The sequence below is a fragment of the Fictibacillus phosphorivorans genome (assembly GCF_007673525.1).
GTDB lineage: Bacteria > Bacillota > Bacilli > Bacillales > Fictibacillaceae > Fictibacillus > Fictibacillus phosphorivorans_C.
In genome coordinates, this window is the sequence record NZ_VDZU01000001.1 from 191,429 (window position 1) to 204,331 (window position 12,903).

General features: G+C 41.2%; 11 protein-coding genes. 9 read left to right on the plus strand and 2 right to left on the minus strand.

Annotated features, from left to right (window positions below; all coding sequences use genetic code 11):
- Nucleotides 1-462: 462 nt before the first annotated feature.
- The 3 genes from FS458_RS00925 (at nucleotide 463) to speB (ending at nucleotide 4,146) form a co-directional block, all read left to right on the plus strand.
- Nucleotides 463-1,311: an alpha/beta fold hydrolase gene (locus tag FS458_RS00925; RefSeq protein ID WP_144703164.1), complete on the plus strand. Its 849-nt coding sequence runs from the start codon at nucleotides 463-465 to the stop codon at nucleotides 1,309-1,311.
- Between the two features lie 809 nt (nucleotides 1,312-2,120).
- Nucleotides 2,121-2,951, plus strand: coding sequence for a polyamine aminopropyltransferase (gene speE, locus FS458_RS00930; RefSeq protein WP_144696827.1), 831 nt, complete (start codon nucleotides 2,121-2,123; stop codon nucleotides 2,949-2,951).
- A gap of 322 nt (nucleotides 2,952-3,273) precedes the next feature.
- Nucleotides 3,274-4,146: an agmatinase gene (speB, locus tag FS458_RS00935; RefSeq protein WP_144696829.1), complete on the plus strand. Its 873-nt coding sequence runs from the start codon at nucleotides 3,274-3,276 to the stop codon at nucleotides 4,144-4,146.
- Nucleotides 4,147-4,437: 291 nt separating this feature from the next.
- Here speB and FS458_RS00940 read toward each other — a convergent pair whose 3' ends face one another.
- Nucleotides 4,438-5,061: an AmiS/UreI family transporter gene (locus tag FS458_RS00940; protein ID WP_144696831.1), complete on the minus strand. Its 624-nt coding sequence runs from the start codon at nucleotides 5,059-5,061 to the stop codon at nucleotides 4,438-4,440.
- A gap of 228 nt (nucleotides 5,062-5,289) precedes the next feature.
- On the opposite strand from FS458_RS00940, the gene FS458_RS00945 reads away from it, so the two are divergent.
- Nucleotides 5,290-7,029, plus strand: coding sequence for a PAS domain-containing sensor histidine kinase (locus FS458_RS00945; protein WP_144696833.1), 1,740 nt, complete (start codon nucleotides 5,290-5,292; stop codon nucleotides 7,027-7,029).
- A 161-nt stretch (nucleotides 7,030-7,190) separates the two neighbouring features.
- Nucleotides 7,191-8,045, plus strand: a complete 855-nt coding sequence (locus FS458_RS00950) for a GAF domain-containing protein (protein WP_144696835.1) — start codon at nucleotides 7,191-7,193, stop codon at nucleotides 8,043-8,045.
- Nucleotides 8,046-8,274: 229 nt separating this feature from the next.
- On the opposite strand, the gene FS458_RS00955 is transcribed toward FS458_RS00950, so the two are convergent.
- A complete protein-coding gene (locus FS458_RS00955; RefSeq protein ID WP_260858208.1) occupies nucleotides 8,275-9,288 on the minus strand; it encodes an NADP-dependent oxidoreductase in 1,014 nt (337 codons plus the stop codon).
- 160 nt (nucleotides 9,289-9,448) lie between these two features.
- On the opposite strand from FS458_RS00955, the gene FS458_RS00960 reads away from it, so the two are divergent.
- From FS458_RS00960 to FS458_RS00975, 4 genes are all read left to right on the plus strand, one after another.
- Complete coding sequence (locus tag FS458_RS00960) at nucleotides 9,449-9,949, plus strand: DUF1934 domain-containing protein (protein WP_144696837.1); 501 nt, start codon at nucleotides 9,449-9,451, stop codon at nucleotides 9,947-9,949.
- Nucleotides 9,946-11,616 carry an arginine--tRNA ligase gene (gene argS, locus FS458_RS00965; protein ID WP_144696839.1) on the plus strand — a complete coding sequence of 557 codons (1,671 nt, stop codon included), beginning with the start codon at nucleotides 9,946-9,948 and terminating at the stop codon, nucleotides 11,614-11,616. The genes FS458_RS00960 and argS overlap by 4 nt, the downstream gene beginning before the upstream one ends.
- Nucleotides 11,617-12,072: 456 nt before the next feature.
- A complete protein-coding gene (locus FS458_RS00970) occupies nucleotides 12,073-12,639 on the plus strand; it encodes a DinB family protein (protein ID WP_144696841.1) in 567 nt (188 codons plus the stop codon).
- Between the two features lie 89 nt (nucleotides 12,640-12,728).
- Nucleotides 12,729-12,899: a DUF1427 family protein gene (locus tag FS458_RS00975; protein WP_066399082.1), complete on the plus strand. Its 171-nt coding sequence runs from the start codon at nucleotides 12,729-12,731 to the stop codon at nucleotides 12,897-12,899.
- Nucleotides 12,900-12,903: the final 4 nt, after the last annotated feature.

The window sequence follows — 12,903 nt, forward strand, 5'->3', positions numbered from 1 at the left end:
ATTTTACTTTCCTCTTTAACATTATGAAGTTTTTCAAATCAATTCTAATCAATAATCATATGATTGTTGTAATACTGATTCACACTGGCACGGACAAGGAGCCGTAAGGATGGAAGAGAGGTAGGGCTTTCATTGTTTTAGGTAACCTCAGTGACTATTAATTAGAAGATTACTCATCCACCTCCACAAGTACTGTTAATTAAATATTAAATGGGAAAAGCAGCCGAGAGTGGGTAACGCGGGTTGCTTTTTTTATTTTTGGTAAAAAGTTCAGAAAATTATGTTAAAATAAATACGGTTCTAATACCATTAATTATATAAAAGAAGGAGGCCGACGCGTCATGATCATTAAATGGATCAAACTTCGATAATGACAAGTGCAGGCCAAGATAACTCCGTTGAGTGCTTATTGATCTGCGCTTTTTAAAGTGGCAAAAAATAAAATCACGGAGGGAAACAATGATGAAACAGCAACTTTTGCAAACAAATCGAGTGGAAATAAATACGGAAAGCTTCGGTAACCCCAACGATCCCCCAGTTCTACTGATCATGGGTGCAATGTCGTCGCTCGACTGGTGGGATGAAAAATTTTGTGAGCGTCTTGCGGCAGCAGGGAGATACGTGATTCGGTATGATCATCGCGATCTCGGCCAATCCGTAGTCTATGAACCTGGTACGTCGAACTATACGATTACAGATCTGGCTGATGATGCGTTTGGCATTCTAGATGCTTATTCTATAGAAAAAGTGAACATCATGGGAATGTCTCTTGGGGGAATGATCGGGCAGATTATGGCGATCAAACACCCTGAACGTGTGCTTAGCCTGACGATCCTTGCATCCAGTGTTTTTGGTTCTGAGCAAGCTGAGCTGCCTCAGATGGATCAGAAAATTTTAGATTTCCATGGAAAAAGTGCTTCCGTTGATTGGAATGATCGAGAAGAAGCTGTTGCTTATCTAGCAGATGGCTGGGCAGTCCTATCTGGATCTAAACCTTTTGAAAAGAAAAGAATGTACGCATTGGCAGAAAGAGAATACACGCGTGCCAAACAGATTCAAAGCAGATTTAATTATATTTTTCTAGGCGGCGGTGAAGAGTATTTCGATCGTATGAATGAAATTACAGTTCCTACGATCATCCTTCATGGAACAGAAGATCGTGCCCTTCCGTTCGAACATGGTCAAGCGTTAGCGAGGGCGATTCCGCATGCTGAACTCGTCACTCTTGAAGGAACAGGCCATGAGCTGCATACAGAGGATTGGGATATTATTATAGACTCGATTGTAAGGAATAGGTTTATAGGTGAGTAAGGGTTTAAAGCCATGAGCGGGAAGGTTGCTCATGGTTTATTTATTTTTGAGTAGTGCATTTTGTCAGGGCTAGGGGTATAGAATTGGGTGATGGAGTAACTCGCGGATATATGGACAAAACTCGCGGGATAAAATCAATAATTTCCGGGATTATAGCTCTAATTTATTGAATTAGAGTGGGAAACACCCTATTGGTACAAGCGTGTTAACACGAATTGCTCCTAATTTGGCCGGTTATATCATAATCCACCAAAAAAGAAATCGTCCGTGCACGAAACACGGACGAATGGGGCGCCAGAAGGGACACACGAGTCGGTAAAGCGAGGCCGGATTTTCTTCAGACGAAAAGCCGGTGCTTTTACACGTGTGACAGAGGCCTATTTATTTTTAGACGTAAGGACAGTAACGATAAGCGAGCTGAAAGCGACCGCGAACATCAACGCCTCAAAGATCGTCAGAGGCATCACCCCCCTTAACTGTAAGCTGCGGATACCCGCAAGATGTCCAGCTTCAGTTTAAAAAAGGGAATGCGCCGACCGTCTGTCCTTCTGAACGCTATCTCCATTATACCACTTAAGTAGTCAGAATAGTCAGCCGAAAGAAACAGGGTATTCGACTCATTTTTAGTGGATGTCGATTAGGAAAACTGAATTGTGGTATGGATAAGAAGTGGTTATTTGAAATAAGCTGCATTCTTACAAAAATTGAATTGGAATCTTAGGTCCCAGAATGCTATAATCATTTTGTTTGTAAAATCTCGAAACAACGATGCCTGGCATTTCAAAATATATAGTAGGAGTGAGACCAACATGAGTATTTGGTTTACTGAAAAACAAACGGAAAATTTCGGAATTACGATGAAAATTAACAAAACGTACGTATCTGAGCAAACAGAATTTCAAAAGTTAGATATGGTAGAAACAGAAGAGTTCGGAAACATGCTGATCCTTGATGGCATGGTTATGACTACACAAAAAGACGAGTTCGTTTACCACGAGATGGTAGCACACGTACCTCTTTTCACACACCCTAATCCGAAGAACGTTCTAGTTGTAGGTGGAGGAGACGGTGGAGTAATCCGTGAAGTGCTTAAGCACCCATCTGTTGAAAAAGCAGTTCTTGTTGAGATCGATGGAAAAGTTATCGAGTATTCTAAGCAATACCTGCCTGAAATCGCTGGGGACCTAGAGAACCCACGTGTTGAAGTAAAAGTAGATGACGGATTCATGCACATCGCAACGAGCAATAACGAGTATGATGTAATCATGGTTGACTCAACTGAGCCGGTTGGACCAGCTGCTAAGCTTTTTGAAAAAGGTTTCTATGAAGGAATCTCTAGAGCACTTAAAGAAGACGGTATCTTTGTTGCTCAAACGGACAACCCATGGTTCACGCCTGAGTTGATCTCTCAAGTATTCAGCGATGTTAGTGAGATCTTCCCGATCACGCGTCTTTACACTGCTAACATCCCAACTTACCCAAGCGGACTTTGGACGTTCACGATCGGATCTAAGAAACACGATCCACTAGAAGTTCCTGCTGCTCGCTTCCACGATATCGAGACAAAATATTGGACACCACAACTTCACACAGCTGCGTTCGCGTTGCCGAAGTTTGTGAGTGACTTGATTAAAAAATAATCATGAATTACTTATGCTTTGTTGCTTTAGAAAGTAGTTGATTTCCGTTTCAGGTGCTTCGCTTTCCGCGGGGCAGGCGGTGAGCCACATTCGCAACGTTTCACTCTTAAGTGTCTCACCTGCCCGCCTGTCCCGCAGGATTCTCGCACCTTACACTACAATCAACCTTTCAGTGAGATTTCCTTTTGGAAAGTGAGAGCAAAAGTAACCGATCATCTGTTAGAAAATATCAGTGATTAAAATATAAAAATGGGGGCCGTCAAAAGTGAGTTGTACCTTACTTTCGCGACGGTCCCGTATTTTACATAAGGAGTGTAAAATCATGCGTTTTGATGAAGCTTATTCTGGAAATGTTTTTATTTTAAGTAAGCCAGATTATAAGACAGCGGATGCTGTTCTTTACGGCATGCCGATGGATTGGACAGTTTCATTCCGTCCGGGTAGCCGTTTTGGACCTGCTCGTATTCGTGAGGCATCTCTTGGCCTTGAAGAGTACAGCCCATACATGGACAAGCACCTTGAAGAAGTGAACTATTTTGATGCGGGAGACATTCCGTTACCGTTCGGAAATCCTCAGCGTTCTCTTGATATGATTGAAGAGTACGTATCAACGTTACTCGCTGACAACAAGTTTCCGCTTGGAATGGGTGGAGAGCACCTTGTGACTTGGCCGGTATTTAAAGCGTTAAAGCAAAAATATGACGACTATGTCGTGATTCATATTGATGCACATGCTGACCTTCGCGAGCAGTATGAAGGGGAAGTTCTTTCTCACTCAACACCGATCCGTAAAGTTTGCGATTTGATTGGCGCAGAAAACGTATATTCGTTCGGAATCCGTTCAGGTATGCGTGAAGAGTTTGAATTCGCAATAACAAGCGGCATGCACATGTACAAGTTCGATGTAGCTGAGCCGTTAAAAGAAGTTCTTCCAACATTAAAGGGACGTAACGTGTACGTTACGATCGATATTGATGTGTTAGACCCATCGGCAGCTCCTGGAACAGGAACAGCAGAAGCGGGCGGAATCACGTCAAAAGAGCTTCTTGAAGCAATCCAGTTGATCGCGAAAGCGGACATCAACGTAATCGGTGCAGACTTAGTAGAAGTAGCTCCAGTTTATGACCACTCCGAGCAAACGCCGATCGCAGCAAGCAAATTCCTTCGTGAAATTTTGTTAGGCTGGGTAAAATAATATAAATGTAACCCCTGTTTGAAGGCTGTTGTTCGTGTTTGCAGCTGTCGGACAGGGGTTTTTGTTTAGGTCTGCACATGTCGAGCTGTGTCGAATGGCCTTTATTTTGCGAATTAGACTTAATTAGTATGAATTTTAACTTAATTTTTTCTAAATAGACTTAATTGAACGTTACTTCAACTTAATTACTCATTAAAACGACTTAATTACCATCCGCCGCCCTCATCACACCTCATCTTTCAGACCTTACATATAAAAAAACGGCCTCGAATTATCGAGACCGGCGAACACTTAAGCTAATTCTTCTACTAATTTTTCTTTTTTGATCGATTTTGCAAATAAAATCGCTTCTACTACGAAATAAACCATTGATCCGACACATACATACGTCCAGATTTCTTGAAGTTTAGCGTTTTGCCAAAGATCCAGAAGCATGAATAGGGAAGGAAGCGTTAACGTCACCCATGACTGAACGAAAGCGACTCTTCCGATATAGTTTTCGTACGGTTTTTTAAGTGCAGACGACAAGAAGAACAGAAACCAAAGGAATGCCCACAACACCCAAGTTAGTGCGTTTACTATGTCATTTTCTTGAACGTAAAACACAAGTGCATAAACGATGGCCATCATCGATACCCACAGGGAGTACCAACCGAGCCCGCTGGAATCGAATCCTTTTAGAATCGTCACACCTAGGTAAAGGTAAGTGAACCCGAATAAGAAAACAGCACCGTTATTGAACATCGACCAGTTTGATCCATCGGACGTAATAATTAGATAGATCGGTGTGATGACTTGAAGTAATCCGACTAATATATTGAAGAACGCGACACTTTTTTCTTCAGCTTTTCCAAGCAACATTAAGCTGTTTAAAAATAAAGCTCCACCCGAAAACAGCAATCCTATAGCACCCATTTTATTCCCTCATTACTTTTTATAAATTCGTTTTAGAGGTCAGACCTCTTACATTAATCAAATATAGTAAATTCTTAAGTGTAAAGCAATGGAAATCTTAAGAAAAATAGTAGGATGGAACTGACTTCAACTGTTTTTAGCTAAATTTGTCGAAATTTGTTATATCATTATGTCTTTTTTGCTATAGTTACATTAGAGAATTAGTTGGATAAAGGGGGGACAAATGAAATGACAGCGATTTCAAATGAGATGGAGTATTTCCAAATGTTTATCGACCAGCTTTCTGAAGCGGTTGTGGTTGTGGATAATAACGAACGAATATTGGCAGTGAATCACCATTACTTAAACCTGACAGATCAAGCTGCTTTTGAAACAGGAAAGTCAGTGGATGAAGTTCTTTTACGACATTCAGATGGTGAAGAAGGAACATTGCTTGCTGAGAATGGGTTTATTTCGGTAAAAGTGAGTGAAGGGTCTTTACCGTTTATCGAGAGTTCTACTCGCTATTATATTTTGAAAGAACTGCCGGCTGTCGTTCATTCTTGTCAGGAACCTCTTATGAAAACGCTAATGAACATCGTTCCCGATTTTATTGGCATCAAAGACGGAGATGGGCGCTTTGTATTTGCTAATGAATTTGTAGGTGAACTATTTGAACTGCCTGGGTTTGATTTTACCGGAAAGACAGATGCTGATTTGGCGGAGATCACGCCAGATTTTCACGATGTTTTTCAGTATTGTATCGAGACAGATGAGCAAGTGTGGCAGGCAAAAGAAATTGTCAGGTGTGAAGAATTCGTACCTGCACGCGACGGCAGTACACGCTTTTTTGATGTATATAAAATTCCTGTGTTTCATCCAGACGGAGCTCGCAAGAACTTGCTTGTTTTTGGCCGGGAAGTAACGGAAAAGATCGAGTCCCGACAGCTGCTAGAAGAGAGCGAAGCAAGATACAGGCTGCTTGCTGAAAACGCGATGGATATGATCACAACACATAAAGCAGACGGTTCATTTACGTATATTTCACCTGCATCGTATGCGTTATTAGGAAAAAGACCTGAAGAAATTTTAGGAGACACTGGGTATAATATGCTTCATCCCGATGACGAAGAAGTATCGAGAAAAGCACATGAAGATTTAATCGCGTCGCCATGTACGAAAACTGTTCCTTTTCGCTTACAGCATAAGGACGGACATTATGTGTGGCTAGAAACTTCGTGTAAGAGCATTACGGATGACACAGGTAAAGTTGTGGAAATCATAGGGGTTACACGTGACATCTCTGATCGAAAAAAATCAGAAGATATGCTGCGTCAGTCTGACAAACTTTCCATCGTTGGACAGCTTGCAGCTTCGGTTGCGCATGAAATCCGAAATCCACTAACTTCCCTAAAAGGATTTGTTCAGTTTTTACAAGAAAGCCAAGGGATCGATCCATCAAACTACTACAGTATTATGGACAAAGAACTGAACCGCATCGATCAGATCATGGGACAGTTGCTATTGTTGGCAAAGCCCCAAGTCCGAACGTATAAAAAGACTTGTTTAAACGAGATTGTGGAATTTGTAGAAATTCTTTTACAGCCTGAAGCTCTCCGACAAAATGTTCAGATCAAGAAGGAAATGACCGAAGATTTACTATGGATTCATGCCGAGGAAAACGAACTGAAGCAAGTTTTGATCAATCTCTTGAAGAATGCGATCGATTCTATGGTGAATGGCGGAGAGATTGTGATTAGAGGAGAACAGATCGACGAAAACATTCACGTGTCAGTCAAGGATCAAGGCTGTGGTATTCCAGCAGACCGAATTCAAAAAATGTGCGAACCTTTTTACACAACAAAAGAAAAGGGTACTGGATTAGGGCTGATGATCAGTTCGAAAATTATGAAAGAGCATAATGGGAAATTACATTTTACAAGTATAGAAGGTAAGGGCACGACTGTCTCTATGATCTTACCTGTTTAATCGGCGAGCTGGCTTTATTAAGGAGTCAGCTTATTTTTTTTTGAAATTTTCCTTTACTCTATTCATTAACTATTTTATTTTTTAAATTATCCAAAAGTTATAACTTTTAAATGATATACTTGTCTCAAGCAAAAAGTGCTTTTATTAAGGGAGGGAAGATAATGACTGATGATTACGAGAATGAGATTACTAATTATTATTCGTTGAAGTCTGTTTCCCGCAAAATGTTTGACTTAATTAGTAAACAACTGAATGTCAAAACTACATATGTAACAAGAAAGGGAAAAAGAGCGATTACCGTTCTAAGCTCTTTTAATGAGGATGAGGAGATAATTACGGAGGGTTACAGTGTAGAATATGGAGAAACGTATTGCCGGTTAATTATAACGAACGAAGGCAGTACAATGAAGGCAAGAAACTTAATGACTGATTCAAGAACACGGGAGTTAGAGGTAACAGGTGAACTTAAGATCAAAGGATTCTTAGGTGTTACACTAAAAGATCTAAAAGGGAATGTATTTGGAACGCTTTGCGTGATGGATCGAAAGGAAAGAGAGTTTTCGGAAGATGATGTAAACTATCTGCACTCCATAGCAGGTATCTTGTCTCATATTATTGAACTCGATGAAACGAAACATCATATGGGATTCTTAAGTGTCCCGATCATTCCACTTACAGATGGGGTTTCCATCCTTTCCCTGCAAGGCATTGTAGATGAGGTCCGCTCAGAACAAATAATTAGTGATGTCCTACATAATGCAGCAGAAAGTGATATTGATTTCTTTATCATAGATTTATCAAAACTATATATTCAGGATAACCGTTTTCCAAAAGAGTTGTTCACGTTGATCAATGCTCTTTATTTAATAGGAGTAAGAACAATCATTACTGGAGTGACTCCAGCGTTTGCTCATGAGCAAGTCGATCATTTTGATTTAAAGAATGCGAAAACAAAGTATGTGAACAATATTCAATCAGCATTGGATTATATCGGCTATCATTTAATAGAAAAATAAAGGATATGATGCAGACGTTTAGTCTGTTTATAGAAGACTAGATTTCTTATAAGGAGTCGGTCTTTTTTCATTTTAAAAAATCCCCTGTAATTGTTTTTATATGCGTCATCTATCTTTTTTTGTTGAACGATACTCTTTGAAATGTTTCCAGCAGCAACACGCCATTTTATAAAAAAGAAGCTTTCCACCTATAAAAGGTGAAAAGCCACAAAAATTTGAATAAAAAATCCTACACATTCTCCGGCTCAGCTACTTTTACGAGCTGTTTTCCTGTGTTTTCACCTGAAAACAGTCCTAAGAACGCATCAATCGTGTTTTCAAAGCCATCTACGATATTTTCGCTATAAGATATCTTGCCTTCTTTTACCCATTTAGCAAGCTCGATCGCGCCTTCTTCAAAATGAGCCGCATAATCGCTTACGATGAATCCTTTCATTAGAGCACTGTTGATCAGAATTTGACTTTGCATACGTGGACCAACATCTGCTTTTTCAAGGTTGTAAAGAGCGATCTGGCCACAAACAGGAATGCGAGCGCTTTTGTTGATCAGAGCCAATACGCTATCAGAGATCTCACCGCCGACGTTATCAAAATAGACGTCAACGCCGTCTGGGCAAGCTGCTTTTAGTGCTTCAAATACATTTTCCGTCTTGTAGTTGATCGCAGCATCAAAGCCTAGTTCGTCTTTTAAGTAAGAGATCTTATCGTCTGAACCTGCGATTCCGACAACACGAGCACCTTTGATCTTAGCGATTTGGCCAACAATCGTACCAACAGCTCCAGCGGCACCGCTGACTACAACGGTTTCGCCTTCTTGTGGGTTGCCGATATCAAGTAGTCCGAAATATGCCGTTAAGCCAGTCATGCCTAATACACCTAAGTTTGCAGTGAGTGGAGCAAGAGATGGATCTAATTTACGAACTTCAGCATCGCTTGCTACGTTGTATTTTTGCCATGCTAAGTTACCTATCACAAAGTCGCCTTCTGCCAGTTCGCCTGAACGAGATTCAACAACTTGTCCAACGATTCCACCAGAGATCGGTTCGTTTAACTGAAATGGAGGCACGTAAGATTTACGATCACTCATGCGTCCTCTCATGTACGGATCTACCGATAGATATATCGTTTTTAAAAGTACCTGATTGCTTTCAAGTGCAGGAGTAGAAGCTTCCTCGAAGCGGAAATCACTTTTTTGAGGTGCGCCTTTTGGTCGATTTACGAGTAAAATTCTTTCGTTTTTCATTAAGATCCTCCTCATTTCTATTTCTTCTTCTCGAGTGTATAATACGTCATTCACTGCCTTCATTCCAAATCATCCACTCATGAAAACGTGTTTTTAGGATAAATTTACCTAATAAGACCATGATTTTTTAAAAAGACACCCATAAGGTTGAAGGGAGGCAGTGAAATCTTTTATAATAGGTAAGTTAAAGAGGGACATCAAAAAAGGAAGTGTTGTTCGCATGGATCAAGATACGGAATTGTCTGTTGCGCTTTCGATAAGTTCAGAAGTACATTTCAGCGGTGAAGCGGAGAAACATTTCACCGAGACAGAAGGTAAGCTCTATAAACGTGGGGACGTCACCTATCTTCAGTATAAGGAAGAGATAGAAGGTGCAGGTTCTGTCAATAATGTGATTAAGATAACGCACGCTGGTATTCTGATTATCCGCTCAGGCAGTGTATCTATGAAACAGAAATATTTAATCGGCCAAACGACAAAAGGCATGTACGACAGCCCATATGGCCAGCTTTGGATGGAAACGACTACACATGAAATGAATTTCCGCTGGAATCAGCAAAAGCAGACGGGAGATCTTAATCTCGCATACGAGCTGGTTCTGCAGGGTGAACATACAGGAACACATCGAATCAAGATTAATTTTCAGGAGGCAAAAGCATGAATATCCTTGACCAAGTCAAGCAGCTGTTAAAAGAAGAGATCGAAGAAGCGGTCGTTAAAGCAGGACTCGCTAAAAAAGAAGAACTGCCTGCAGTCGTTCTTGAAGTACCGAAAGATAAAGCGAATGGTGATTTCGCGACGAACATGGCCATGCAATTAGCGCGTGTGGCAAAAAAAGCACCTCGTATGATCGCGGACGATCTTGTTGCAAATTTTGATAAAAGTAAGGCATCTATCGCAAAAGTTGAGATCGCAGGTCCTGGTTTCATTAACTTTTACATGGATAACTCTTATTTAACAGAGCTTGTACCGACTGTGTTAAAAGCGGGCAAGGATTACGGAAGAACTGAGCATGGCGGAGGTAAAAAGGTTCAAGTCGAGTTCGTATCTGCGAACCCTACAGGAACCCTTCACTTAGGACATGCACGTGGTGCAGCTGTTGGTGATACGATCTGTAATGTCCTAGACTATGCAGGTTATAACGTTTCTCGTGAGTTCTACATCAATGATGCTGGAAATCAGATCAACAACTTAGCTACTTCGATCGAAGCTCGTTATTTCCAAGCGCTAGGCAAGGATAAAGAGATGCCTGAAGATGGTTACCACGGAGCGGATATCATCGAGTTTGGTAAAGATCTTGCCCAAGAGTACGGCGATTCTTGGTTAGATAAAGACGAGAGCGAGCGTGTTAGCTTTTTCCGTGAATACGGTCTTACACGAGAGCTTGAGAAACTAAAAGCTGACCTCGCTGAATTCCGTGTAGATTTCGATGTGTGGTTCTCAGAGACATCTCTTTATAAAAACGGAAAAATTGATGCAGCACTTGAGAAGTTAAAAGCTAAAGGTGTTGTTTATGAAGAAGAAGGCGCGACATGGTTCCGTACGACAGATTACGATGACGACAAGAACCGTGTACTCATCAAAAATGACGGATCTTACACATATTTAACGCCAGATATCGCGTATCATAACGACAAGTTTGAGCGTGGATTTGAGAAGCTGATCAACATCTGGGGCGCTGACCACCACGGTTACATCCCGCGTATGAAAGCGGCGATTCAAGCATTAGGTTATGATAAAGAACAGCTCGATGTAATGATCATCCAGCTTGTCTCCCTATTCCAAAACGGTGAAAAAGTCCGTATGAGTAAGCGTACGGGTAAAGCTGTAACGCTGCGTGAACTGATGGAAGAAGTGGGCATCGATGCGACTCGTTATTTCTTTGCGATGCGTTCTAACGATACTCACCTTGATTTTGACATGGACTTAGCGGTTTCAAAATCGAACGAAAACCCTGTGTTCTACGTACAATACGCACATGCGCGCGTATGCAGCATGCTTCGTCAAGGGGAAGAAATGGGTCTTTCTTATGAGGGAGACGTGGATCTTTCTCAGATCGATTCTGAAAAAGAGTTCGAGCTTTTGAAGAAAATCGGAGAATTCCCTGCAGTGATTAATGAAGCAGCAGAAAAACTTTTAACGCACCGTGTAACGAACTATGTATTCGAGCTGGCTTCTGCTCTTCATAGCTTCTATAACGCAGAGCGTGTGCTGGATCCAGAAAACAAAACAAAATCACAAGCTCGCTACGCGTTGATGAAAGCTACTCAAGTAACGATTGAGAATGCATTGAACATCATCGGTGTAGAAGCACCAGAGCGTATGTAATATATATGGAAAACCTGTCTTCGGACAGGTTTTTTTCGTTTTGTAAGAAGTTTGCGAGCGTGGTTTTTTTGGTTTGTGAGCGATTCGAAGGGATTGTGAGCGATTCGAGGGGATAGTGAGCGATTCTAGGGTTTTGTGGGCGATTCTAGAGATTTATGAGCGATTCTAGAGGTTTGTGAGCGATTCGAGAGGTTTGTGAGCGATTCTAGGGATTTGTGAGCGATTCCAGAGGTTTGTGAGCGATTCGAGAGATTTGTGGGCGATTCGAGAGGTTTGTGAGCGATTCTAGGGATTTGTGAGCGATTCCAGAGGTTTGTGAGCGATTCGAGAGATTTATGATCGATTCCAGAGTTATGCTCGATTACTGTCATCCACACCGCATCCAAAACAAAAAAGGAATTTTCAAGCTTTTCTTGAATTCTATTGAAGCACATCAATGCTGAGGAGGTTTCAAAAATGACATCATCCAACAAAAGCCCTTTTGTTATCGGACAGATTGAAGGGTACTCAAAAGAATTTTCCAACTTGATATCCATGATGGACTACACGAGGGAAACGACGATCTGGGATGTCCACGATCTATCCGTAGAAGAGCTCGATTACAGAATCAACGGGATCGGGAATTCAATCGGCATGCTGCTCGCTCATCTCGTGGCTGTAGAAAAGATTTATCAATTTATCACATTCGACGGAAAAGATCTTCCAGAGGAGGAGATCGAGCGTTATGCAGAGACCTTGCAGCCTGCACTCGATCTAGGTGAGGCAGCGACGATTATCCATGGCAATACAGCAAAATTTTATCTAGAAGACTTAAAAAAGACCCGTGAAATTACCTTGCAGCATTTTCAGAAGCTTGAAGATTCATGGCTCTATGAAACAACACCGTGGTGGGGGAATGAACTCGGTAACAATTACTTTAAATGGTTTCATGTATTTGAAGATGAACTGAGTCATCGCGGCCAGATTCGTATTATAAAAAAGCAGTATGAGTTAGCGACAGCGAAAACTTCTTCGCAATCCTAACCTCAACAAAAAAAGGGATAATGTCGGGATAACATGCCATATTAATAAGAGATAGGTTTGGAAACTCGTTTTAAAGAGGGGGTACATATATGAAATTGATCGTATTATCACTAATAACAGGCGCTCTCGTAGGCTTTGTTTTTGCCCTGTTAAAACTCCCGATTCCAGCACCACCCGCATTACCAGGAATCATGGGCATCATTGGTATCTATTTAGGCTATCAAGCTTACATCTGGATGGCAGGTACTTTTCTAAAGTGAGGAA